Consider the following 26,451-nt stretch of genomic DNA (forward strand, 5'->3'; position numbering starts at 1 on the left):
AACGCTTGACAAGCGAGATTAAGCTGCTTTTAATTGCAACTAACCTACGCTGCAAATGTTTAAGAAATTTACCAAGCAGAAAAAAAGACAAAGAATCCCCGAGTTAGCTAGTCTTTTACTATCTTTGTCGAGTATTGGCATTTTTTGATGTCTTGTAACGCTTTGTAAGCGCGTTCAGCTTATTTAGATAAAAATCTAGATGTAGATGAAGTTTTGTAAAGACATACAGTATCTATATACTGCAAAAAATTGAACATAAGACGCCGATACATTAAGTAATCCTTACCTTTTAATCTGCAGATTGGCGAAAGCAAATACAATAGCTTCACTTCCATGGTAAGGGGGCTGGCGGAGTTTGTCAAGTAATTTTCTTATTTCATTTAAATTGCTTGTAACCTTCTTATACACTCATCTTTACCAAGAATCACCATTATATCAATGATTCCAGGTGCATCCATTACTCCAGTTATAGGGGCGCGTAATGAGTGGTATACATCGCTTATTTTCATATCGTGCAATTTTGCACATTCCTTGATCTGAGAAGATAAAAAACCCTTATTCCAATTTTCATCACCGATCTTTGACAGAAATGATGCGAGTAACTTAATTATATTGAGGTTAGATTTGACAATTTGACAAGCTTCTTCACTTAAATCAAGTGGCGGATCTTGAATATAAAATTTTGCTAAATCCAATAATTCGATCAGGTAGTTTGCTCTTTTTTTTAGCTCTGTCAGTCCCTGCAGTAAATAGCCCTTTTTTTTGTCAGTTAGAGTATTTTCTCTAAGCATTAGAGTCAGAATATCTTCATTGCTCATATTACTAATATAGTGGTTATTCAAATGCTCCAGTTTTTTGAAATCGAGCCGTGCAGGTGAACGACCAATGCTTTCTAAATTAAACCACTCTATTGCTTGCTCATCGCTAATAATCTCATCGTTGCCGTGACTCCAGCCAAGTCTCAGCAAGTAATTACGCATCGCTTTTGGCAATATTCCCATCTTTTCGTAGTCGCAAACACTTGTGGCACCATGCCTTTTGGATAGCTTATTCCCATCTTCCCCATGGATAAGCGGCACATGTGCAAAGCGTGGAATGTCAAAATCAAGAGCCTGGTATATTAGCAACTGTTTAAAGGTATTAGTGAGATGGTCAGAGCCACGTATTACATCAGTTATTCCAGCATCATGATCGTCAACCACTACGGCAAAAATATATGTTGGAGTGTTATCAGAGCGTAAGATCACTATATCATCAAGCTGCTCGCTACTTACTTTGATTTGGCCGTATATTTTATCATCAATGACGATCTCTTGTGAGTCTGGCACTTTGAAACGGATAACTGACCTCACACCCGATGTCATTCCAGCGCGTGACCACATATTTTTTTCTGGATCCCAGTGTCGGCTACTTGGATGACAAGAAAGAGCACTGGGATGACAAGAAGGAGGTTTTGTAGTACATTTATGCTTGTATATCTTGCCCTCTTCTCTTGCTTTTATTTTCTTTTCTGCAACTTCATCCTCAGGGCAATAACAGTGATACGCCCTACCCTTCTCAACTAAAAGGTTTGCTACTTCTTTATGCCGCTCTATTCTTTTTAACTGATATACTATTTCCCCATCATAGCTCACACCGAGCCATTTTAGCCCTTCTATAATTGCATCAATTGCTTCCTGTGTTGAACGTTTTCTGTCGGTGTCTTCAATCCTTAGCAAAAACCTGCCACCATGATGCTTTGCATAGAGCCAATTAAATAAAGCTGTACGAGCCCCACCAATATGCAAAAACCCTGTTGGTGATGGAGCGAATCTAGTGACTACGTCTAGCATGTTATTGTTACAGTAAAGTATAGGCTATGATACCCAAAATCTACGTTTGCAACAATGTAGAATTACTATAAATTATTTATCCTGAGAGCATGTCTTCAAACTGAGTAGAAAGAAGTTAAGAAGTATGGTATAAGGTACATTTTAAGATGTACCCAAGCGATATAAGTGACAAAGAATGGAAGACAATAGAGCCATATTTTGAACCTAAAAAGACCGGCAGACCAAGAAAACATAGTATTAGAACAATTATTAATGCAATCCGCTATATGATGAGAACAGGATGTCAATGGAGACAACTGCCTAAAGATTTTCCACCATGGAAAACCGTATATAGTTGTAATTCGCGCTTGAAAAAAAGTGGAATATGGCAAGAAATTCATGATTTTCTAGTTAAAAAAGTAAGAGAGATGATTGGTAAAAATAAGACTCCATCAGTAGGTATAATTGATAGCCAGTCAGTGAAAACTACTCAAAAAGGGGATCCAGAGGATATGATGCTGGCAAAAAAATAAAGGGCAGAAAACGCCATATTATTGTAGATACTGTGGGTCTTGTAATTGCTGCTGAAGTACAGAGTGCAAGTATTCAAGATCGTGATAGTGTTCTAAATCTTTTTGCCCAAGCTAAATGCAAAGTTCCAACTTTACGTAAGTTTTTTGCTGATCAAGGGTACATAGGTAAATTACAAAACAGATGCTTATTGGAAACGGGATGTTTATTAACGATTGCCAAGAAAATAGTTGATACAGGATTTCAAGTTATTCCCAAACGTTGGATTGTTGAAAGAACTTTTGCCTGGCTTTCCAATTTTAGGCGCATGAGTAAAGATTACGAGCATTCTCCTCTCACCTCAAAAAACTATATCTTCTTTAATATGATCACTATTATGCTTCACAAATTAGCTCATTCTTCAGTTTGAAGACATGCTCTGAGAGATTAAATTTTCTTTATTTTTAATAAATCGTGTTGTATAATTTAGTGTTGGTTAAATATAGTTAGGTAAGTTATGAATGAAGATATAGCAACACTGTTCTCAAATAATAAAAATAATGTTCATTGGCGTTACACTGGTCCATTTGATAAAACAAAGCAAATAGTGCGGGCGGACAATCTCTTGCATCTAGCTGCGAGAATAAGAGACACTGATGCTTTTTTATCTGTTTTCAAGAAAAGTGTTGAAAGTGATGTTCATTTGTTAGAGTACAATGATGATCGTGAAAATCCATTTCATATAGCAGCAAAGATGGGGATGTTGCCGGATGTAGTAAGAGGAATGTTTAAGCATTTGGAGTCTGAAGAAACTAATCCAAAATATGATTTAAAAAAATTAGAAAATGTCAAGGGTTACATTAGAAAGGCATTGCGCAATAAAAGCAAAAATGTGACTTCTATTGATTGGATGATTAATGAGGAGGACAAAAAGAAAGTAAGAGAAATTGCAGGCATGAAAGACAGCTTTATATGTAATAAGAAGTTTCACCTGTGTTTATATATAGTAGGAGCTATAGCGTGTATTGCTGCCTTGTGTTTATCTTTATATTTTCTATATCTGTCTTCTGAAGCTTTTGCGCTAAGTTCAATAGCTTCAATGGCTTTTGGTGGAGTTACATACTTGTCATACAAGGCGTTTAGTGAGATACACGACTTGCATAATGCTGAGATTTCGCAATTTTCAGAAGAAAGAGCTCCAGTATGAGGCTATTGCAGGCAATGATATAGAAATTTACTTTCTCAGCTTAAGAAAGTATACTTATACGATGACGGAAAAGAAGTACAGTAAGATTTTAATAGCAAACAGAGGAGAGATTGCCTGCAGGATTATCAGAACTGCTCGTAGGATGGGTATATCTTGTGTATGCATATATTCGGATGCAGATGTAAATTCTGTGCATGTAAGACAAGCAGATGAGTCAAGATATATCGGCCCTTCGCCTTCTTGTCTCAGTTATTTAAACATTGAAAAAATATGTGAAGTAGCAGTTGAAACAGGCGCGCAGGCAGTTCATCCTGGCTATGGTTTTTTAGCAGAAAATCCAGATTTTCCACGTGCTCTTCAAAAACATAATATAGATTTTATCGGGCCAAGTGCAGAAACAATAGAAGTTACAGCCAACAAAATAACAGCAAAAGAAGCGGCAAGAAAAGCTGGAGTGAATGTAGTGCCAGGATATATGGGTAAGATCAGCGATGCTGCCCACGCAGCTCAAGTTGCTGAAGAAATTGGCTTTCCGGTTATGCTTAAAGCTGCATCAGGCGGTGGTGGCAAAGGAATGCGAATTGTAAATTCCAAAAAAGAAATTGAACTAGCGTTCACATCAGCAACAAACGAAGCAGAGAAAAGTTTTAAAGATGGCAGTATCTTTATAGAGAAATATATAGAGTTACCAAGACATATTGAAATACAAATCATAGCGGATAAATATGGCAATATAGTATGTCTTGGAGAGAGGGAATGCTCAATACAAAGGAATAACCAGAAAATAATGGAAGAAACGCCAAGTCCATTCATTAGTGAAGAAGTAAGACAAAAAATGTATGCCCAATGTGTTTCTCTAGCAAAGCAAGTTGGCTATTTTTCAGCAGGTACTGTTGAGTTTGTTGTAGACAGAGACCAAAACTTCTATTTTCTTGAGGTAAATACGAGATTACAAGTTGAGCATCCAGTAACAGAATTTATCACTGGAATAGACATAGTAGAAGAAATGATTAGAACTTCCTGTGGAGAAAAATTAAGGTTTAGTCAGGATGACATTAAACTTACTGGTTCTGCGATGGAAAGTAGAATTTGCGCTGAAGACCCATCGAAGAAATTTTTCCCTTCCAGCGGAAGAATAAAATATTACGATAAACCGGGTGAAAATGATTATGTAAGAATAGATGATGGAGTTGCTGCAGGTTCAGAAATTAGCACGTTCTATGACTCAATGATTGCAAAAGTTATAACATATGGAAAAGATAGAGTAGAAGCGATCAGTAGAATGCAAAAAGCATTGTCTGAATGCTATATAGAAGGAGTAACAAATAATATAGAATTTCTAGAATCCATCTTCCATCACCCAAATTTTATTGCAGCAAAGCTCCATACGAGATTCATTCCAGACCATTACCTTAGTGGATTTCACGGCGATTTTGTTACAGAGGAGTATATTAAAATATTTATTTTCACTGCGTTATATGTTCATTTGGAAAATGAAGAAAGGTACCATCATAAAGCAGTGAATGAAACATCTCCGATGTCATTCCAGCGCGTGACGCTGGAATCTAGTAAAAAAGAAGGGGCACCAGTGTCAGCTACTCACTCTCCGGTGTCATCCCAGTGCGTGACACTGGAATCCAGAAAAGAAAAAGAGTGGATCCCAGTGTCACGCACTGGGATGACATCTTGTAGTATTGGGATAACACCTCATGATATTGGGGCAATATCTCATAGCGCTGAGATTACAGGTGGTTATGCAAGAGGTTTATTCATAGTGAATATAAATGACAATGAGTACTCCGTAAGTGCAAGATATCAAGATAATATATTAACAACAGTATATAACCACAATACATACTCTGTAGTAGGCAAGTGGAAATCAAGTCATAAGTTACTATATATTACAATTAATGATGATGCTGATATAACATTTAAAGTAGAAAAACAAGGCAGCAAATACTTCATAAGACATGCAGGCATGAAAGCTGAATGTTGTGTATTCAAATCTCATGTAGCTGAATTAAGTAAGTTAATGCTAAACAATAAAACAGAAGGGATTTCAGCAGATGCTGTAAAATCCCCAATATCTGGCTTATTAGTTAAGTTGCACGTAAATACAGGAGATCAGGTAGAAATAGGACAACCTTTATTTGTGGTGGAGGCAATGAAAATGGAAAATATTATATGCGCTGAAGCAGCAATGGTGATAAAAAATATTCCCGTTCAAGAAGGAAAAAATGTGCAGATTGGTGATGTAGTCTGCTTTCTTAAATAACACAAGAAGTATAAACTTGACCCAAACAAGATAAATGAAAACACTTGATGAGCTATGGCAATGGCTATTGGTATGTGCAATAATAGAGTAATTACACCCAAAATGATCTGAATGATAACGGAGAGCAGCATAATATATACCGGTTTTACGCTAGCATTTTTTACTGTGAGTATTACTACCAAAGTTAGTATTAGCAATGCCAGTGCTCGATGTATAAATTGCACTGTCGCTCTGTTCTCAAAGATATTCAGCCATATAGGCTGTAAGAAAAATAAATCTTCTGGAACGATTTGTCCGTCCATTAGTGGAAAGGTATTGTAAATCAAACCAGCATTTAATCCCGCAACAAATGCGCCGAAAATTATTTGTATTACAATTAGGGCCAAAATCATCCCTGTGTAGTATATAGTGTCACTACTAATCTTAAGTTTAGTTTGCTTTGGCCTGATTTGGTAATCAAAAAATTGATATGACAATAATGCAAAGACAATTAATGCTAATAATAAGTGAAGTGCAAGCCTATAGTGGCTAACATGAGGTTCAGTTACTAAACCACTTTTAACCATATACCAACCAGCAAAAGCTTGTAAAGCTCCAAATAATAATGCCACAAATAGCTTTATTACTACCTTTTTAGATATTTTTCTTCTTAATGTAAAATATATAAATGGCAGGACAAAAACTAAACCTGTTAGTCTTGCAACCAATCTGTGTACATATTCTATTAAGTATATAGCCTGAAATTCCTCCATACTCATACCATAGTTGAATGCTTTATACTCAGGTGTAGTTTCATATTTTAATTTTTCTTGTAGCCAATCTTGTCCACTCAGTGGTGGCAATGTTCCAGTGATGGGTTTCCACTCTGTGATTGACAATCCTGCTTTTGAAAGTCTGGTAAATCCACCAATCCCCACCATGAGAATTACCATGATACAGCAGAGAAAAAGCCAAATAGCTACAGGTTTTGATTGCTTTTGTTCCATAAACCATGCTGAGTTTTGTTCCATCGCTCAGGGTAAAGAATAAATTCCCACAAGGCAAGAAAAGCTGCAACACTATGTAGCAGACTATAGACCGGAAAAAATATCGATACTATATAAAAATAAAAAGGCATCTTTTGCTGTTTGACAGCTATTACCAAAAGAATCAGGTTAGTAACGTATACCACTACAAAGTAGTACAAAAATAATTCATTTAAAACTTTAGTTAATATCAATGAAAGCAGTAAAAATGGAGTAGTAAAAAATATAAAAGCTGCAGAGCCAACAAAAAGATTCAATAGCAAAATTCCCTTAAATCCAGTGTTTTTATAAAGAGACTTTATATTTTTTAAATGAACAATATAAGTTTGCATATAGCCTTTGATCCAGCGCGCTCTTTGCTTAATCCAAGCAAATACAGCAATTGGTGACTCTTCCAATGTTTCTGAGTCAATCATCCTGGTTTTATATCCCATTTACGCAAGTCTCAAACCGAGGTCAGCATCTTCGGTAACACTATAAGCATCCCAGAAAAACACTTTTTTTAGAATTTTTACTGAAAAATGATTACTGCTACCACCCAAAGGCATCGGCATGTTCATTTTTTGGAATCCAGGCAATAAGTATTGAAACCAGTTCATATACTCCAGAGAAAAGAATTTTGTGAGAAAATTATAATCACAATTGTAGTAATTTAATTTCGCCTGTACACAGGCAAGCTTATCGTCGCCCTTATTAAATTCAATCAGTGCTTTTTTTAACTGCAATGGATCTGGTTTATCGTCCGCATCATATATTACTGCATACTTTCCTCTAGCAAAGCTCATAGCATAATTGCATGACTTAGCCTTTGTTTTAGGCAAAGAGTGAGGCACTTTTATTACTTCAAAATACTGCGGTAAAGTATACTTTTCTATAGCTGCCAGCGTTTCCTGGTCATCACTTTCTACCAGAAGCTTCACATCTAATTTTGATTTTGGATAATCCAAACTTTCAATGCTTTCGATCAATTGCTCTATCACTGCACTTTCTTTAAAAGCAGGCAATAAAATAGTATATATAGAAAAATCTTCTTCATTCAGCTTACTATAATCCACTTTTTGGTTGGAGGTTTCACATAAGTTAAAAATTGTAGCTATAAACTTGAATAAATAACTAGAACATCCGATTATAAATATCAACATCAAAGCAAAATATGTATATTTCTCTGTTAGTGTTAAAATTGAAGTTACAATAAAGAAAGAAGCAAAAAATATTGAGCTTAGTTTAATGCTTTTGGCTGAAAAATTAGCATTCTTGTAATATAAGTAGTTGCTTGCAAATTCTGAAATACCAAAATGCAAGTTAAGAAGATTTAAAATCTGTTCGCTATCCACTTTTATTAATACATAGTCAATGCCGTAATGAGCTTCGACCCAACGGTTGATATCTCGGCTTGTGTCTTCAACCATAAAAAAAGTAGTATCATTTAATTTTTGCCAAGGAATTATATTAAATTTATAGTAAAAAAGTTTCTCTTGCTCTTTGCACAAACTAGAATCAAACTTAATTTTTTCTACATTATCAGCTTGAAGTATAGGCATTAAACCTAATGCAATTTTTTATTTAAGTCACGTGAAAATGAAGATATGACCTCGCTACTACGCTTATCATCTTTACGTTCATGCATTATTTTTTTTACAGCATCAGCAGCTATATTCGCTGTGTTAGTCTGTAAATCTCCAAGAGCTTTTTCAACTTGGTCAGTGACTTTCTTCAAGTTAGAATGGGCATTGTCATCTAATGTCTGATCTAGCTGCTGTCTATTGTGCTTAATGATACTATTAGCTTTATCAAGTGCTTCATTCATCATTTTATTAACTTCTGCATCTAATTCTTTGTATTTTTTAGAAGACTTTTTGTAATACTCCAACATATCTTTCCTGAATTTTTCAGTTTCTTCACTTGAAAATTTGCTTTTATTACGCTTATTGTTAAGCGCATTTTTTATCACTTTCTTTAGCAATTTATACGAAAGGACAAAACCTACCAAGAAGGCAAGACCGATAATCAGTGATGTAGACATAAAAACCCCTAAAATTCTTTGGACACCAAGTCAGCAATAAATTCCTCTTCAATTTCAGAATTAGTCAATTTAGTATAATAAATTAAAGCAATACTAGTAGCCATTTGTTTTAACTGATCAGTATACTCAAATTTAAATTTTGCCACTTTTTCTTCAATAAGCTTGCTCATTTTTTTGTCTTCCTCTTCTAATATATTCTTAACATTAGCTCTCATTTCTTCTACCTGAGCAAGTGCATCATCTATGATTTTTTTTGCCTGTATTCTAGCTTGGTTTAAAGCGGCATTATACTTGGCAACCTGATCTTCCGTGAGTCTTAAAAGATGAACAGAACTATTAAAAGAATCCAATACTTCTTTACTTCTAGTGCTTATTATTTCATCTAACTTTGGCAAAAATAAACAACTTACTACGAAAAAAAGTGAAGAGAAAAAAATTAAAAACCAAAAAACTTGAGAAAAGAAGGTTGAAACATCAAGCTGTGGCATCTGTTAAGCAGCAAATATTAATAACATTGCAAGTACAAACGCAAGCAATCCCATGATTTCAACCATGGCAGCACCAATATAAACATAACTTTTCATTTTACCTTCTGATTCAGGGTTTCTCGCAATCCCATTTAACATAGCAGAGAAGATATTAGCTATACCTAAACCAGCACCGAGCATTCCAAACACAGCTAAACCAATTGCTATAAATTTTAAAGCTACTAAATCCATATATTACCTTTAATTATTTCTTTATAATATAATTGTAAAATATTCTACAAGGAAGTCAATTACTTTACTGCATCTGACAAATATACACATGTTAATATAGTAAATATATAAGCTTGTAAAATTGCAACAAATACTTCAAATCCTATCAATGCAATTATGAACAAAAACGGCGCAGGAGTGAAAAATATGTTCATATTTACAATAAACCCTGCTATCACTTTGATGATTGTATGACCAGCAATCATATTTGCTGCAAGCCTTATTGATAGGCTAACCGGCCTTACTAAATAAGCAAACAACTTAATAATAATTATTATAGGTGCAAGCCACGAAGGAGTTCCTTTTGGTAGCAATATGCGTAAAAATTCTACTCCCCTTTCTTTAAATCCAACAATCGTTATATAAATAAAAACCACCATCGATAAAGCGAAGGTGACTATCACATGACTTGTGACCGTGAAACTATAAGGAAGAACACCAACTAAATTACACGATAAAATGAAAATAAATACTGTGAATATCAATGGAATGTGCTGCAAGCCTTTGCTTCCAGTGTTATTTTCTATTATTGAAATAACAAAATCATATACATACTCAACTGCAGCTTGCAAATATCCCGGTATTACTGACCCCTTCTTTATTCCAAAAAGCAAAAAGAGTATCATCAATATCACCGAAATCATCGTGAAAAAAGATGAATTGGTAAAGCTTACGTCATACCCAAATAACCTAGGTAACTCTATTATTGTATATACTTTAAATTGCTCTAGCGGATTTAACGCCATTTTGACCCTATGTACTTGAACTATAACAGTAAATAAAGTATGAATTTTATAGGACAAAGTCAAGGGTTAAGATAAGGCTCTGTGTTATTATAACATTGATACATTAACAAAATATGTAATTAGAGTGTTAATTACAGTCAGCTCTGTATTTTAAAATTTACTAATCTTATTAAATTATTTAACTTAACATCTTATTTTAATTATAATTTAATTTTTAGTGAGGTATATAATGAACGAAATAGATTTTATTAACGCTAATCATCCTTTAAATTTAGAGCAGGAATTTGGTAACGGATACATCAAATTGACAGATGGTTCCTTTAACGAATATACTGGCCATTATCAAATAGGAAGCGAAATACTAGATGAAAGCCATAATATGATAGGAGACTTAACTATAGATGGCTACATTCATAGCTTCCATGCAGATACCCACAATATGAATCTTAAATCCTTTACGGAGATAGATTTAAAAGGTGATATAAAGAAGATAAATTCTCTTTACAAGAAGATATAAAGTTACAAAAACTTCTGCATCATTGCTTGTGATACAGAAGTCACTTTTCATTCCACTACAATAAGCTTTAAAATCACTACATTTTACATTACAATAACTTTTTCACTTCTTTTTAGGTCCATGAAATTCACATTATCTTGGTTATTAGAACACTTAGAAACCAATGCTAGTTTAGAAGAAATTACCGATAAATTAACTCACATAGGGTTAGAAGTAGAAGATGTGATCGATAATTCCAGATTGACTGGGTTTATTGTTGCAGAGGTATTAGAAGTCGTACCTCATCCAAATGCTGATAAATTAAAATTATGTAAAGTAAATGATGGAAGTAAAATTCTACAAATAGTCTGTGGAGCAAACAATGTTAGAGAAGGTATGAAAACTGTACTTGCATCTCTTGGTAGCACGTTGCCAGAAAGTGATCTCACAATTAAGTCCACAAAAATACGAGGAATGCTAAGTGAAGGGATGCTCTGCTCTGCTTCTGAACTTGCGCTGGTTCAAGAGGAAAGTGAAGGAATAATCGAGCTTTCCGATGATTATAAAGTAGGGGATAAATTTTTCAATTGTGACCCTGTAATTGATATAAATGTTACTCCAAACCGTGGAGATTGCTTAGGCATTTATGGAATAGCTCGCGACCTTGCTGCAACTGGAATTGGGACATTAAAGACTTTAAGCATTCCACAACTTACCAGCTCCATAAATTCACCAATCGATGTTGAAGTTACTGACGGGGAAAGTTTTATTAGTGGAATATACATCGCCAATGTAAAAAATCAAGAAAGCCCAAAATGGTTAAAAGATAGGCTGGAATCGATAGGAATGCGCTCCATTTCTGCAATAGTTGATATCACGAACTATATTATGATATCTTTCAGCCGCCCAATGCACGCGTATGATGCAAAAAAAATAGAAGGAGAGCTCACAGTACGCAAAGCAAACGACGGAGAAAAATTTGCTGGTTTGAACGGTAAAGAATACTTATTAAACAAAGACATAAGCGTTATTGCAGGTGATAAAAATATTCATGGAATTGCTGGAATTATAGGTGGTAAGTGCAGTGAATGTACTCTTGAAACTACTGATATCTTTTTAGAGTCTGCTTGGTTCGATCCCATCTCTATTACTAAATCTTCAAGGCAGCTCGGCATCTCCACAGACGCTAGTTACAGATTTGCACGTTCAGTTGATCCTGGATTTACTTTTGATGGACTCAACCTTGCAGCTAAAATGATTCTGGACTTATGTGGTGGAGAAACCTCAAGCGTAGTGTCTGCTGGCAGTTTAGATAGTGCTGACACCAAGGTGAGCTTTGATTATCAGGATGTGAACAAGTTTGGAAGTGTGTCTGTATCGCCTGATGAGGTGCTTGATATCTTAACGAAACTAGGGTTTAGTATTGATAAAAAAACCGAAGGCAATTGGAATGTACAAGTACCAAGCTGGAGACCGGACGTGACAATACCGGCTGACCTAATCGAAGAAGTAACAAGGATATACGGCTATGACAAAATAAAAGAAGAACCACTACCAAATAATGTTGAAGAAGTAGATAGTACATACGACAATTTGCGTATTTTGATGACAAACAGAGGGTTTCATGAAGTGCTAACCTGGTCGTTTATGAGTGAATCAACAGCTGAAAAATTTGGTTACTCGAATAAGTTATTTATCATCGATAATCCGTTTAACAATAGCTTTAATATAATGAGACCAAGTATTATGCCAAATTTATTGCAAGTTACTGCTGATAATATTGCCCATGGAATATCTGATCTTGCAATCTTCGAAATTGGGCCAATTTACGATGGTGAAGCTCGGTCTAAACATGTTTTAAGTGGGATAAGAACAGGAAATAATTTACCGCGAAACCATTATAATACTGATAGAAAAGTAGATGTTTTTGACGCAAAGGCTGATTGCATAGCAGCTTTGGAGTTTTTTAACGTCAATTGTGATAATTTAACGATAGAGAGAGCAGAAAAAGAACATTATCACCCAGGAAAGTCAGGTACTCTCTCTTTTAAGAATAAAGTAGCAGGTTATTTTGGAAAGTTGCATCCTAATATATTAGATCTTTTTGATATCAAGCAAAAAGTTGTAGGTTTTGAGGTGATATTAGAAAATATTGAAAATTTACCTGTAAGTAGAAAGAAATTTATCGATTATAAATACCAAAGTGTAAAACGTGATTTTGCATTTATTGTAAATAAGGATGTGAAAGTAGGTAACATAATCAATGTGGTAAAAAAAAGCTCAGAGCTCATCACAGAAGTTTTAGTATTTGACGTATACCATGGAAATAATATAGAATCGAATAAGATGTCTATAGCATTGTCAGTTACTTTCTGCTCTCCAACTCACACTTTAACTGAAAAAGAGATCCAAAAAGAATCAAGTGCTATAGTTAATTTAGTATGTGAAAATACCGGAGGAACTTTGAGAACTTATCGTTGAGTCACAATCATAGTTTCCTGCCGTTGCTGTGTCACACTTACTTCATCCAATCTATTTCCAATCTTGAATTCAATATCCTTAAAAAATCTATCCCACATTCCATGCAAATGCTCTTCTACTTTAGGCCATACATCATTTTTAAATGTTACCCCATCATCAGAAAATAAACTACCTAAAAAAGTTCCGATTTCTTCATAACTTGACTGAAAATGTTGAAGAAATGTCTCTACTTCTTTATGAGCACCACGTACCACACTTAACGCTTTCCCTTCTGTGCTATTATCTTTGTTTACGGTAGCTGACCATCCAATCACATTATAATTAACACCAACTTTGAGAGAGTTCCAAGACCTCCACAAACCACTCTCATTATCTTTTGGTACATTATTTATTATAAGGTTCGCTAACCTGTCTACCAGAGGAGATAATAAATCTTGACAAAAGTGCTTGATATTATTTTTTGTTTTTATCACAGGACTTTTTATGCATCTTTCTGCCAAATAGTATTCAAGTTCCGCTTCCTCTAACAACTTCTTAACTGCTTCTTCGTTAAAAGTTTCATGCTCGAACGCCTTCAGTAAATCACCCTCTATTATTGCAAACTTTATCTTTTCACAAGATTCTAGTTCTTCTCTGTAATCATTTGTTGTTTCTTCATTTATCAACAATCCTTTTTCTTCTAATTCTAACTGTTTTAATGCTTTGAGAATTTCTTGGTTATTTTTCAAATGCTTCTCTATTAATTTTGTACTTGGATGCTGTTCTCCTTTCCTATTTCGCTCACCTTCTAAATATTTGTTTAAATCCTCATTTTCTTCTATTACTTTCCTTAACGATATAGGTTGCTCTAAGCATTCTGCAATTTCCGCTCGGTGCGCATTAATCCTCTGTACTAAATCCGGCTCCTTTTCCTCTAACAGCTTACATGAATCCTCTATACCCTTTGCTTGGCCTTTGAGTACATTTTGTTTTTTGCATTTCGTTATTTCTAAATATATCTTTGCTACAAAAGCATTTACTTTATCTGAAGCTTCTTTTAAATTCTCACTCAAAGAACCTTTTATCTCCTTTTCTAAATTCCGAAACTGGTCTATTAAGCTGAGCATGCCTAATAGGCCTAACTCACCCTTGGCTTTTTTCATTACTGATTTTACTAGCCTTTGCTCAACTTCTTGATCATCATACTCGAACTTAAAAAGACCTTCTAACCTTCTTCTTAAAACATCACCTGCTAAATTATTCTTTTTTACATCTCCATATATTTCTTTCAATTTTTCATGTATCCTAATATATCTTTTTTGTCCTTCTTCTTTTAAAAGATTAATCTCTTCTTCAGCATTACCTAGAGCTGTCTCTGTTTCTCTACTATGTATATATTTATAAACATCAATAATTGTTCTCTTAGCTATCTTCCTTTCTTCTTTAAGCCGCTTCCATTCTGCTTTAAATATAGGAAGCTCACTATCATCTAAAACATCCGGTACTTTTGCTCCTGCTTTTTTCAGATCTTTTATTATCATTTCTTTTTCACTTGGCAATTCCTTACCTTGATTCTCCAATTCTTGTCTTACCAAAGTATTTCTTATCTCATCTTCTAGTGAAAAATCTTCTTTCCGTCTATCTCGCTGAAACTTAATTGCTTGTATAAAGGCAACTTGATAAGCACTTTGTATTAAGTGACTTGTCAAATTATGACCTATACTATCTACCACTTTCGACTTGAATTCGTTCAATAATTCCTTCAATTTATCATATGTAATCTCTTTCTTTTCTAGCTTTATCAGTTCTTCCATAGTCTTCGCAAATTCTTGAATAGAAGTTGCAAGGACATCCTTGATTTCATTACGTAAGGGCTTAAGACCATTTTTTAAATCGATGTTAGTTGACAATTTCAGTACGATATTACGCTCTGCATCCTGTGTCACACTAAACCACTTATTATTTTCATCTTCACATAAATCTCTAAGTAATTGTTTAAATTGTGGTGGAAATTTTATTTCCATATCACATGCAATGCTTGTACTAGAAACTTCCTTTTCATGAAAAGATACCTCGATATTTTGGTGCTTATTAGAGTACAGCCCCATACTTATTTTAAGCACAGTAACTAAAGAATGAGATAGCTCTCTATTTAAAAGATAGAAAGTAGCCAAAGCAACTGTTGCAGGAACAATTAAGGCTACAAGCACAGTTACATTAACAAAGATTGCTATTGCAGCAAGAGCGCCATATGCCAATCTTTTTGGCACGCCAGTTTCACTCTTTTTTGTCTTATCTTCCCCTACACTGTCTTGTGTCTTGCTGTTTGCTTGAAATCTACTGCATACGACTAATCCCAGTGCAGTAAAAGCAATATAAGGAAGCATTAAAACTGACAGAGCTAAATTTAATATTTTCTTTTCTGGGCAAGTTCTATTTATTTCCTTAAATATTTCGCTTGATATATTATACCAGGAAGTAAAAAAATCAGAGTTATAATCTTTATAATGAAATATACTGAGTGGAACGTTAAAATTAGCTAACGGCTCTTGTTCTTCCACAGCATCAAAAAATTCTTCTTCCTCTTCTGAAGTAGCAAGACCTAAATTATTCCCTTCTTCTACATTAGAAACAGCTTCCATAGCATCAAAAAACTCTTCTTCCTCTTCCAAAGCAACATTGGAAAAAGATTCTACTTTACCTAAACCATCACTATTGTTAACAACTTTTTCATAATCATCTGCAACAGCCTTATTCATATTATAACCTTACCTCAAGTAACCTAAGTATAGCATAAACAATGACAACTTTCAACTACTAATAATTTAACCTAATACCAACACTTAAATCCTGATATTCCTTAGAATAAAAGTTAGTTCCAATTTCTGTATTAATGTCCAAAGATAAGGTAAGGGTCTGCTCTTTTATATATTCAATCCACGTATTTATTGCTTCCTTAATTTTCTCATCTCCTGTTTTGATTATTACTCTGATTCTATCGGACATATGAAAATCAGCTTGTTTCCTGGTTTCCTGAATGAGCCTCACAACATCTCTTGCAAGCCCTTCTAGAATCAATTCATCATTTAAAGTGGTGTTCAGAATCACAATCCCTTTGTTGTTATCAAACACGGAGGAAAATTCACTGTTTGCTTTTAATAATAGTTCATATTCGCCTTTTTCTATAACATAGTTCTCTGTTTCATCTCCTAAAAATATTGAACCTTTTGCGGAACCTTCTGTCATTCCAGCGCGTGACGCTGGAATCTGCATCTGGATCCCAGTGTCAAGCACTGGGATGACAGTTTCTTCAACTTGCCACCATTTCCCTTGTTTTACATACTGAACTAATTTTTTGATCTTGCCTGGAATTCTTTTCCCAAGCATAGGAAAGTTTAGCTTTAATTCTAGTGACGCAATATCTTCAAGTTTGTTTACCAACTCTAGTTTTTTTATATTCACCTCATCTTTTATCATCTCTTGATATTCATTCATGCTTGGTGTCATTCCAGCACTTTTTTCTTTCTGGATCCCAGTGTCAGCTACTCGGATGACAGGAGAGAACTCTGGGATGACGGGAAAGAGCTCTGGGATGACAGGAGAGAACTCTGGGATGACAGAAAACGGCTCACCTTCAAGAAAACTACAGGAAGACTGATGATAAATCGTCATACTACTAAGTGGTTGTCTGATACGTATGTTAAAAGTGTTTCTAATAGAGAGCGCAGAGTTGCATATCTCTCTCACTAAATCCATCTTGGCAATGAGCTGACTATCAAACTTCTCTAATTGTGGAAAATTAGCCAAATGAACAGATGTTTCTTCATACTTAAGCCCTTGCCATATATTCTCTGTTATAAGTGGCAACAAAGGAGCTGCAGCTCTTAGTATGTAATAAAAAACCGTATATAGAACATTATAAGCATCAGTTTTATCCTGATCCAAATCACTTTTCCAAAAACGCTCGCGACTGCGACGAATATACCAATTATTTAGCACTTCAAAAAAGTTCATTAAAATTTTGCAAGCCTCTTGGGAGTTATAGCTGTTCATAGAAGCTTGGATACTTTCTATAGCTTCAAAACATTTGGAAATCATGTAGCGATCAATAGTACTTTGATAATCCTTACAAACTTCAGCTTTAATTCCATCTGCATTTGCATACATAGTAAAAAAGTGATAACTGTTCCAAATAGGTTTTATTACGTTTTTCAAAACATCTCGTATTGAGTTTCCTTCTTTATCGAGTAGCAAATTACCACCACAAACAATAGATCCAGAAAGCATAAGAAAACGCAGTGCATCAGAACCGTATCTATCAAAAACCTCCATTGGATCTGCATAGTTATTCAAACGTTTGGACAATTTTTGCCCTTTTACATCCAAAACAACACCGTGGCATATGCAGTTCTTAAATGGTTCCCTATCAAACAAAGCAGTGGACAATACAAAGAGCGTATAAAACCACCCCCTGGTTTGCGCTATGTATTCAGTGATAAAATCTGCAGATTCAAACCACTCCTTATTTTCAAACGGATAGTGGACTTGCGCAAATGGCATCGAGCCAGACTCAAACCAGCAGTCAAACACGTCAGGCACACGCCGCATAACCGATTTTCCTGTTGGGTCATCAGGATTTGGTCTTGTTAAAGTATCGATAAACGGTCTGTGCAAATCATCTATTTTAACATTAAAATCTCGCTCTAGTTCTGCCATCGAACCATATACATCCACTCTTGGATATCTCGCATCATCTGATTTCCATACAGGGATTGGCGTACCCCAGAATCGATTGCGTGAAATTGACCAGTCGTGTGCCCCTTCAAGCCATTTTCCAAATTGACCATCTCTAATGTGGTTTGGTATCCAATTAACTCTCTTGTTTAGCTCTACCATTCTGCTTTTGAATTTTGTAACGGCAACATACCAAGAAGGCATAGTACGGTAGATCAAAGGAGTGTCAGTTCTCCAGCAGTGTGGATAATTGTGAATATATTGTTCAGTTTTGAACCAACTCCCCTGCCCTTTTAATTTTTTTATTACTGTATCATTGGTATCAAAAACATGAACCCCTGCCAAATCTGAAACTTCAGCAGTAAATTTTCCACTGTGATCAATTGGACAAATAACTGGAATATCATGGCTTTGGCAAAGGTAAAAATCTTCCTCACCAAATCCAGGAGCAGTGTGTACAACGCCAGTACCATCTTCTCCTGTAACATAATCAGCAACAAAAACACGGAATGCATTCTTTGTATCTTTAAAGTAATCAAACAGCGGCTTATAGGAAAGATCTACAAGATCATTCGCTTTAAGTTTTATATTGCAGTCTTCATATGGAATATTGCTTTGTTCACAGTGGCTGATAAATTTTTCTAGGTAGCTTTCAGCAAAAATGTATATTTCACCATTCATTGAACTTCCTTCACTACTCCCTGTCATCCCAGTGCCCAGACACTGGGATCCAGAAATAGATTCCAGCGTCACGCGCTGGAATGACATCAAAGGGTGGACTGACACTGCACAATACTTAATATCTTTTCCTATTGCTAAAGCCAAGTTGCTCGGCAACGTCCAAGGAGTTGTAGTCCAAGCAAGTAATTTACACTTTCGTTTAACACTTTTAAATTGCTGTGGGTTTTCTAAAAGCTCAAATGCAACAGTTACAGCTTTGCTAACTTTTTCTCTATACGCGTTATCAAGCCTTGTTTCGAAATTAGATAATGGAGTTTCGCATGCCCAGCTATATGGTACAACGCGCACTGATTCATACACTAGACCCTTATCATAAAGCTGTTTAAATGCCCACATGACCGACTCCATGAATGATTTATCCATGGTTTTATAGTCATTATGAAAATCCACCCACCTTGCCTGCCTATTGACATATTTTTCCCACTCTGATGAAAATCTCATTACAGAAGTACGACAATGGTTATTGAATTTTTCAATGCCGAATTTTTCTATCTCAGTTCTGCCAGATATTCCAAGTTCTTTTTCTGCACCCATTTCAGCCGGTAATCCATGGCAATCCCAACCAAATCTACGTTCAACCCTTTTTTGAAGCATAGTTTGATATCTTGCAAATGCGTCTTTGATGAAACCAGTGAGTAAATGTCCATAATGTGGAAGACCATTTGCAAATGGAGGGCCATCATAAAACACAAAACAATTATCCTTAGAACGTTCTCCAACTGACCGCTCAAAAACTTTATTTTCCTGCCAAAATTTTATGATTTCCTTTTCTAACGATGAAAAATCAGGACTACTTACTGTATCAGGATAATGCTTTGACTTCATGTTCGCTATGTAAAACTAAAGAATATAGGGCTTTCTGAAAAATTACAAATTCAAAAATATTTCCGTAGCTCACACCCCAACAAACTATTCTGCCGAGCTTCCAATACCTTTTTTTAAGTTTTACTTGCAGTTTTTATTGTTTTACTTAACATTAACCCAAGCTTTAGGGAGGTATTTTATGAATCAGAAGGCAGATAAGTTTCCACAATTTTTAAAAATGTTGTGCTTTGTTGAAATGTGGGAACGTTTCTCTTACTATGGAATGAGGGCACTTTTGGTCCTATTTTTGACTTCTCACTTAGGTTTCACTGATAAGAGGGCCTTTACTGTTTACTCATTATTTGCTGCAACAGCTTATGCTATGCCAATACTTGGAGGTTTTTTAGCTGATAAGTTGATGGGATTCCGCAACATGGTATTGCTTGGAGTGATAGTGACAATAGCAGGTCACGCTTGCATGTCATTAGTTGAGTTTGAACCAGGTTTATTATATTTAAGTTTATCTCTAATAGCTGTAGGTACTGGTATGTTTAAAGGAAATGTAACTAACCTACTTAGTTCATGTTATGGTAAAGGCAATCCTGAACGTGGCAGGGGCTTTACTTTATTTTACGTAAGTGTGAATATTGGATCAATATTGGCTTCCATTTCATGCGGTTATGTAGCCCACTTGTTTGGCTGGCACTATGGCTTTGGTTTAGCTGGTATTGGGATGTTCATAGGGCTCATCATTTTTCTCAAATTTCAGAGTCTTTTAGGAGATAGCGGCTTTTCTCCTTATCCAGAGCTTATGAATAAGCGCATATTCGGAATTAAAATTTTTGGTATAGTATTGATAGGAAGTCTTCTGTTATCATCAATAATTGCTAAAATGCTTATATATAGTGAATTTTTTACTAATGTGCTTATGTTTGTTGGGATAACAGCTCTAGGTATATTTATTTATATAATATCTAAATCATCAGCAGAACAAAGACGAAAATTAGTGGCATTATCTATTCTTGTGATATTTTTCTTGTGTTTTTTCGCTTTAGAAATGCAGCTTGGCTCCTTGATTAACTTATTTACCGAAAGAAACGTTATTAACAATGTATTAGGTATAAAAATTCCAGCTTCAGTTTTTCAAGCTATAAATCCTTTGTCAATTATAATATTTGGCTTTCTTTTTGGAACATACATGAAGTTTAAGAAAGAATATGCAACTTCCATATTTACCCTTGGCCTTTTGACAATGGCTATGTGTTTTTTCATACTGTACATAGGATGCCTAAACTCTAACAGCGAAGGTAAAGTAGAATACTTATATTTAATAATTGCTATCTCCTTTATGGGACTGGGAGAATTATGTATTGCTCCATTAGTCCACGAACAAACAACTACACTAGCCCCCAAAAACCTTGGAGGAGTAGTGATGGGTATAGTAATGCTGTCATTAGCGTTTTCTAACCTAGCCGGAGTTGCAATATCAAAATTTATGTCAGTTCCTTCAGTAAATGGTAAAATAAATTATTTAGAATCTTTAGAAATATATAAAGAAGGTTTCTTAAAGTTGGGAATATTGAATCTAGTAATAAGTATTATATTTTTACTTTTCTTTAACTTAATACATAAAGTTATTACTAGCTCATCTTACACAAAAAATTGATATAGGTAAGCTCAAATTTGTAGGTTTAAGGTACCCGTTCAGCAGAGGTAGCAATTAAACTTTGTAATTTTTGAAAAAGATTATGATTGCATTTTTTCAATACTCTTTGCTTAAGACTTATATTTAACGCTGCTTAAAATCAGTGAAAGGCACACCCAATAAACTATTTTGCCGAGCTTCCAATACTTTCACGTTTACTATTTTGTCCCTGTATTTACCTTCAGGATCATCAATGCACACTGATTGCATATATGGGCTTTTACCAATAATTTGGTTTTGATGTTTACCTTTTTTATCACTGAACAAAGCAGGAACAGTCTTGCCCACCATACTCTGGTTAAACTCAAGTTGTTGCTTACTAATTAATTTCTGTAAACGAAGAAGGCGTTCTGTTTTAACCTCTTCTGGTACTTGATCTTTTCTTTCTGCTCCTGGCGTACCTGGTCTTGGGCTATATTTAAAGCTATAAGCCTGAGCATATCTAACTTTTTCTACTAATTTTATAGTTTCTTCAAAATCTTTTTCGGTTTCTCCAGGAAAACCAACAATAAAATCAGAAGAAAATTCGATTTCAGGTTTCAATTTGCGAATTCTGTCTATCATTTCCAAATACTCCTCTGCAGTGTGTTTCCTGTTCATCGCGTGCAATATTTTATTCGAACCTGACTGCACAGGCAGGTGAACAAACGGCATGAGTTTTGGCTCTTCCGCATGTGCCAAGTAGAGAGATTCGTGCATATCTCTTGGATGGGAAGTTGTATAGCGGATTCTTTCTAGCTTTTCAATTTTAGCAATATGACTAATTAATTTTCCTAAATCCCACACTTCCCCTTCGCATTTCCCATGGTAAGCATTGACGTTTTGACCGAGTAGATTGATTTCCCTTGCTCCATTTGCAACTAATTTCAATGCTTCGCGGAATATTTCATTTACTGGTCGTGAATACTCGGCTCCGCGAGTGTAGGGCACCACACAAAACGTACAAAATTTATCACAACCTTCTTGTATGGCAAGAAACGCAGAAGATCCCTGGCTATTGCCATAGCATTCATCTGGCAATTTATCAAATTTTGCAACTTCAGGAAAATCAGTGTTTATTACATGACCTTTACTTCTGCTTGCTTTAACTATCAGCTCCGGTAAGGTAGCGATACTCTGCGGACCAACAACAATATCCACAAATGGAGCCCTTCTGAATACTTCTTCTCCCTCTGCTTGCGCTACACATCCAGCCACCACTATAGTAATTTCTTTTCGTGACGAATGAATCTTCCCGAGCTCAGAATAAAGCTTTTCTGCTGCCTTCTCTCTAATGTGACAAGTGTTCAGTATCACCAAATCAGCTTTTTCTGCATCACTAACAACGTTGAACCCCAAAGGTTTAATTATATTTTCCATTAAAACGGAGTCATAAACGTTCATCTGACAGCCGTAAGTTTTAATATATAGGCCTTTCATATTTGGTATGTCTTTTTCAAAACCCTACATATAATCACATTAAATGTCCAACAGACCAGCGCGTGACGCTAGTGAACTTGCTAGCACAATAGATTTTTATAAAATTGGATCCCAATGTCAAGCACACAGCTATTGCAACTTGATTCACCAGTACCCCTGTAAAAATCATTGGTAAACCTTCAAAAAGGTTTTACAACAACCATAATAACTATAACTATTATCAATACTGTAACTGCTTCATTTAAAACACGAAAATAAACGTGTTTTTTTTCATTTGAACCCATTGCAAAATCTTTTCTGTATTTTGCAAGCAGTCCATGAATAGCAAACATAAAAAATAATGCTAGTGCTTTCACATGAAACCACCCTTCGCGATATGCTTCTCTTATAATCATTAATGTCATTCCCAAACCAAGTGAGAAAAGCATTGCAGGGTTTATGATATATCTAAGTAGCCTCTTTTCCATTGTTTGAAGCAAGCTATCATTTTCCGATCCCGGTTTTACAGTTGCGTGGTAGACATAAAGCCTGGGTAAATAAAGCATACCTGCCATCCACATAATGACGGAGATAACGTGAAAAGCCTCAAGCCAGTGGTAGTAATCCATTGAGATTTATTATAAAATGTTAAAAATTTCTGATATTATCTTAGTTTAATGAAAAAGAAATCGATATGAAAGCAGAAAATTTCACTAAAGAACAGATAATTGGATTCTACAGGAAAATGCTACTCATACGCAGATTTGAGGAAAAAGCAGGCCAATTATATGGAATGGGATTAATAGGCGGGTTCTGTCACCTATCAATAGGACAGGAAGCAGTTGCAGTTGGAACTCAAGCTGCATCAAAATTAGGTGACGCTTTTATCACAAGTTATAGAGACCATGGCTTAATGCTCGCATGTGATTCTGATCCAAATGTTGTAATGGCAGAACTCACTGGCAAAGAAACAGGATGCTCGAAAGGTAAAGGTGGTTCGATGCACGTATTTGACGTTGAAAAAAAATTCTTCGGTGGACATGGAATAGTGGGAGCACAAGTTCCAATTGGCACAGGAATAGCATTTGCTAATAAATATAAGAAAAAAGATAACGTGGTATTCACGTATTTTGGTGACGGTGCTGCAAATCAAGGACAAGTATATGAATCATTTAATATGGCAGCTTTGTGGAAGTTGCCTGTGGTTTACATCATAGAAAATAACGAATACGCAATGGGAACTTCTGTGCAAAGATCAACTTTAGTAACAGAGTTATATAAAAAAGGAGAAAGTTTTGGTATTTCTGGAAAACAAGTTGATGGAATGGATTTTTTCTCTGTTTATGCGGCTACAAGCGAAGCAGCGGAACACACACGCAGCGGAAAAGGGCCTATCCTGCTTGAAATGAAGACATATCGATATCGCGGCCATTCGATGTCAGATCCTGCTACTTATCGCTTAAAAGAAGAAGTTGAAGATATGAAGCAAAATCATGACCCTATAGGCACTTTAAAGAAATACATGATAGATAATAAAATTGCTTCAGAAGAAGAATGTAAAGTAATTGATAAGGAAGTACGTGATTTAGTAAAAAAGTCGGAAGATTTTGCCAAAAATAGTAAAGAACCAAGCGTTGATGAGTTGTATACTGATGTTTATAAATTTGTTAGCTAATTTTTTTATCCAGAACTGTACAAACATTGTATAGTAAACGATGCCATTCAATTCTCCCGTCATCTAAGTAGCCTTTTTCTTGTCATCCCAGTGCCCAGACACTGGGATCCAGCTTCTTTTTTTCTAGATCCCAGTGTCAGCTACTCGGATGACACCCTACTTAACCGTCATACCGCCGCGGTATCTCAAAGCATAGATCCCGCTAACACGTAGCGGGATGACGATTGTCAGGGTGTCATCCAAGTAGCCTCTTTCTTGTTATCCGAGTAGCCCCTTCTCCTGTCATTCCAGTGCTCCTTTTTTGTCATCCGAGCCCCTATGATGTCATCCCAGTGCTTGACACTGGGATCTCATTTCGTAACTTCATAGTATAAATTACTTCAAATTGTATCTATTTGCAAATATATAAATATAGTAATTTTGCATAAAAAATTAGATCCCAGTGTCACGCACTGGGATGACACCCTCCTAGTAGAAACGCTTTTGTAATTGCAACATTCGTGCAATCTTTAGCCATGAATATTAAGAAACTTACCAAACGAAAAAAAGGCAAAAGAAACCCTAGTCATTGTCTATTTTCAGTATTGGCGTTTTTTTATGTTTTTTACACTTAGTAACCGCGACTCAGCTGCATTTAAACTGCAACTAACTTTTAGCTATAAACATTAAAAAATTTACTAGGCAGAAAAAAAGGCAAAGAAAACCCGTGGTAGCTAGTTATTACACTCTCTATTTTAAAATTTGACGTTGGGTGATGTCTTGAACGCTTTATAAGCGCGTTTCAGCTTGTATAGGTAAAAACCTAGAAATTTGATAAAGACATACGGTGCACATAGTGCAAAGAATTAAACAATAGTACGCCAAATACAAGTTTTCTTGTCATTTTAATCTGCTGCAGAGATTGCGAAGTTAAATAAAATAGCTTCAGTTTCATGATAAGGGGGCTGGCGAGGTTTGTCAAGCAAGTTTTTGTTTATAACAGTTGTTGCCAAAAACTATGCAAGAAGTCTATTGAAATCGCGTATATCGATCGTTGTAAAATCACAAAATTGCTCTGTAGAGCTATGCCCTGTAATAATTACTATACCATTTTGCTCAGAGCGTATTGAGATTAGGTTCAGCACTAATTCACATATTGCACTATCAAGATTACAAAATGGTTCATCTATCAGCCAAACGTTTGCATTAGAAATCAAGAGGCGAGCAAGCGCAACTCTTCTTCTCCAGCCTGCAGAAAGTTCGCCATATCTAATATTAAGCACAGGCTGCAACTGCAAGCAACAAATAGCTGCCACAATCAATTCCCTAGTATTTCGTATTCCTGCCCAGAATTCTATGTTTTGAGTAACAGTTAAGCTATCCTTGCAGGCATTCTTATGGCCTATATAGACCATAGAAGGTATATAGGATTTTGGATCATCATATATGTCTTTTCCGCAGTGCCTTATATTGCCTGATACCGGCGGTAAAAGTCCAGATAAACTTCTAATTAAGCTGGTTTTACCACTACCATTTGGACCAGTGATTAGAATCTTTGATTTTGGCTCAGCTTTAAAACTGAGATTCTTAAATAGTACCTTATTATTACGAGCGCAGGATAAATTTTCACATTCAAGCATGGATTATCTGCCCTTCCCCTTATGTTTACCTTGAGTTGAAGCCTGAGCTTTTACAAACAGCTCCCAAAATCCTTTCTGGCCGCCTTCTCTATGTATCAATTGTGCAAAACGCTGCATTAAACCATTACCCATCATAACCATCTTTGTCCATTTACCTACCGGTTTTGCTATGTCAACTATTTCTGGATCTTCTTTATAAACTTGCACATCTTTTTGTTTCTCGCGTAGCGTTTCTTGTTGTTTCATCAACTCTTTTTGCTTATTTTTTTGATATAATTCATTGAATTTTCTATCTTCTTCCCACTCTTCTTTAAAAACTTTTCTAGGAAATATGATTTTTCTAATGCGATTTTTGTATATTTTTCTCAAAAAGAGAAATACTGCAGCTACAGCAAGTAATGTTACGCTATATGTTATGACCTGTGCAAGTGGCATTTCCTGTATCTAATTCATTAAAAATACCC

The 26,451-nt window shown here is 35.4% G+C and carries 20 protein-coding genes and 1 pseudogene; 8 read left to right on the forward strand and 13 right to left on the reverse strand.

What is annotated here, in order from left to right; translation table 11 throughout:
* Positions 1-380: 380 nt before the first annotated feature.
* Positions 381-1,832, reverse strand: coding sequence for a glutamate--tRNA ligase (gene gltX / locus OPR26_RS03025; protein ID WP_265016192.1), 1,452 nt, complete (start codon positions 1,830-1,832; stop codon positions 381-383).
* A gap of 146 nt (positions 1,833-1,978) precedes the next feature.
* Between gltX and OPR26_RS03030 the strand changes: the two genes are divergently transcribed.
* The 4 genes from OPR26_RS03030 (at position 1,979) to OPR26_RS03045 (ending at position 5,803) form a co-directional block, all read left to right on the forward strand.
* Positions 1,979-2,344 carry a transposase gene (locus OPR26_RS03030; RefSeq protein ID WP_264731180.1) on the forward strand — a complete coding sequence of 122 codons (366 nt, stop codon included), beginning with the start codon at positions 1,979-1,981 and terminating at the stop codon, positions 2,342-2,344.
* A 20-nt stretch (positions 2,345-2,364) separates the two neighbouring features.
* Entirely contained in the window at positions 2,365-2,751 is a 387-nt protein-coding gene (locus tag OPR26_RS03035) for a transposase (protein WP_265016273.1), read from the forward strand.
* Between the two features lie 87 nt (positions 2,752-2,838).
* Positions 2,839-3,528: a hypothetical protein gene (locus OPR26_RS03040; protein ID WP_253302767.1), complete on the forward strand. Its 690-nt coding sequence runs from the start codon at positions 2,839-2,841 to the stop codon at positions 3,526-3,528.
* A gap of 61 nt (positions 3,529-3,589) precedes the next feature.
* Complete coding sequence (locus OPR26_RS03045; protein WP_265016274.1) at positions 3,590-5,803, forward strand: acetyl-CoA carboxylase biotin carboxylase subunit; 2,214 nt, start codon at positions 3,590-3,592, stop codon at positions 5,801-5,803.
* On the opposite strand, the gene OPR26_RS03050 is transcribed toward OPR26_RS03045, so the two are convergent.
* The 6 genes and pseudogenes from OPR26_RS03050 to OPR26_RS03080 form a co-directional block, all read right to left on the reverse strand.
* The gene (locus OPR26_RS03050; protein ID WP_265016193.1) at positions 5,752-6,813 is read right to left on the reverse strand and encodes a COX15/CtaA family protein; all 1,062 of its coding nucleotides are present in this window, start codon (positions 6,811-6,813) and stop codon (positions 5,752-5,754) included. The two genes, OPR26_RS03045 and OPR26_RS03050, sit on opposite strands and share 52 nt — an antisense overlap.
* Positions 6,762-8,369, reverse strand: a pseudogene (locus tag OPR26_RS03060) (glycosyltransferase family 2 protein). The gene OPR26_RS03050 and the pseudogene OPR26_RS03060 overlap by 52 nt, the downstream one beginning before the upstream one ends.
* 5 nt (positions 8,370-8,374) lie before the next feature.
* Complete coding sequence (locus OPR26_RS03065) at positions 8,375-8,851, reverse strand: F0F1 ATP synthase subunit B family protein (RefSeq protein WP_253302771.1); 477 nt, start codon at positions 8,849-8,851, stop codon at positions 8,375-8,377.
* An 8-nt stretch (positions 8,852-8,859) separates the two neighbouring features.
* Positions 8,860-9,339, reverse strand: coding sequence for a F0F1 ATP synthase subunit B family protein (locus OPR26_RS03070; protein ID WP_265016196.1), 480 nt, complete (start codon positions 9,337-9,339; stop codon positions 8,860-8,862).
* Positions 9,340-9,342: 3 nt separating this feature from the next.
* Positions 9,343-9,570 carry a F0F1 ATP synthase subunit C gene (locus tag OPR26_RS03075; RefSeq protein WP_006014985.1) on the reverse strand — a complete coding sequence of 76 codons (228 nt, stop codon included), beginning with the start codon at positions 9,568-9,570 and terminating at the stop codon, positions 9,343-9,345.
* Between the two features lie 59 nt (positions 9,571-9,629).
* Entirely contained in the window at positions 9,630-10,355 is a 726-nt protein-coding gene (locus OPR26_RS03080) for a F0F1 ATP synthase subunit A (protein ID WP_022626288.1), read from the reverse strand.
* Between the two features lie 229 nt (positions 10,356-10,584).
* On the opposite strand from OPR26_RS03080, the gene OPR26_RS03085 reads away from it, so the two are divergent.
* Together OPR26_RS03085 and pheT are read left to right on the forward strand one after the other, a co-directional pair.
* Positions 10,585-10,872: a hypothetical protein gene (locus OPR26_RS03085; protein ID WP_077188073.1), complete on the forward strand. Its 288-nt coding sequence runs from the start codon at positions 10,585-10,587 to the stop codon at positions 10,870-10,872.
* A 120-nt stretch (positions 10,873-10,992) separates the two neighbouring features.
* The gene (gene pheT, locus OPR26_RS03090) at positions 10,993-13,332 is read left to right on the forward strand and encodes a phenylalanine--tRNA ligase subunit beta (protein ID WP_265016197.1); all 2,340 of its coding nucleotides are present in this window, start codon (positions 10,993-10,995) and stop codon (positions 13,330-13,332) included.
* Here the strand turns inward: pheT and OPR26_RS03095 are convergent.
* Together OPR26_RS03095 and OPR26_RS03100 are read right to left on the reverse strand one after the other, a co-directional pair.
* Positions 13,323-16,070 (reverse strand): hypothetical protein, encoded by a 2,748-nt coding sequence (locus OPR26_RS03095; RefSeq protein ID WP_265016198.1) that lies wholly within the window; start codon positions 16,068-16,070, stop codon positions 13,323-13,325. The two genes, pheT and OPR26_RS03095, sit on opposite strands and share 10 nt — an antisense overlap.
* A gap of 58 nt (positions 16,071-16,128) precedes the next feature.
* A complete protein-coding gene (locus tag OPR26_RS03100) occupies positions 16,129-19,611 on the reverse strand; it encodes an isoleucine--tRNA ligase (RefSeq protein ID WP_265016199.1) in 3,483 nt (1,160 codons plus the stop codon).
* Positions 19,612-19,789: 178 nt separating this feature from the next.
* Between OPR26_RS03100 and OPR26_RS03105 the strand changes: the two genes are divergently transcribed.
* Positions 19,790-21,256 carry a peptide MFS transporter gene (locus OPR26_RS03105; protein WP_265016200.1) on the forward strand — a complete coding sequence of 489 codons (1,467 nt, stop codon included), beginning with the start codon at positions 19,790-19,792 and terminating at the stop codon, positions 21,254-21,256.
* A 123-nt stretch (positions 21,257-21,379) separates the two neighbouring features.
* Here the strand turns inward: OPR26_RS03105 and miaB are convergent, their stop codons facing one another.
* Both miaB and hemJ read right to left on the reverse strand, forming a co-directional pair.
* On the reverse strand, positions 21,380-22,714 hold the full coding sequence (miaB, locus tag OPR26_RS03110) for a tRNA (N6-isopentenyl adenosine(37)-C2)-methylthiotransferase MiaB (RefSeq protein ID WP_265016201.1): 1,335 nt from the start codon (positions 22,712-22,714) through the stop codon (positions 21,380-21,382).
* A gap of 179 nt (positions 22,715-22,893) precedes the next feature.
* Complete coding sequence (hemJ, locus tag OPR26_RS03115) at positions 22,894-23,322, reverse strand: protoporphyrinogen oxidase HemJ (protein WP_265016202.1); 429 nt, start codon at positions 23,320-23,322, stop codon at positions 22,894-22,896.
* A gap of 65 nt (positions 23,323-23,387) precedes the next feature.
* Between hemJ and pdhA the strand changes: the two genes are divergently transcribed.
* Positions 23,388-24,368 carry a pyruvate dehydrogenase (acetyl-transferring) E1 component subunit alpha gene (pdhA, locus tag OPR26_RS03120; RefSeq protein WP_265016203.1) on the forward strand — a complete coding sequence of 327 codons (981 nt, stop codon included), beginning with the start codon at positions 23,388-23,390 and terminating at the stop codon, positions 24,366-24,368.
* 995 nt (positions 24,369-25,363) lie between these two features.
* Here the strand turns inward: pdhA and ccmA are convergent.
* Positions 25,364-25,987, reverse strand: a complete 624-nt coding sequence (ccmA, locus tag OPR26_RS03125; protein WP_265016204.1) for a heme ABC exporter ATP-binding protein CcmA — start codon at positions 25,985-25,987, stop codon at positions 25,364-25,366.
* A 3-nt stretch (positions 25,988-25,990) separates the two neighbouring features.
* The gene (locus OPR26_RS03130) at positions 25,991-26,422 is read right to left on the reverse strand and encodes a hypothetical protein (RefSeq protein WP_253302784.1); all 432 of its coding nucleotides are present in this window, start codon (positions 26,420-26,422) and stop codon (positions 25,991-25,993) included.
* Between the last annotated feature and the right edge of the window lie 29 nt (positions 26,423-26,451).

Source organism: Wolbachia endosymbiont (group A) of Anoplius nigerrimus (assembly GCF_947251795.1).
In the GTDB taxonomy this organism is placed as follows: domain Bacteria; phylum Pseudomonadota; class Alphaproteobacteria; order Rickettsiales; family Anaplasmataceae; genus Wolbachia.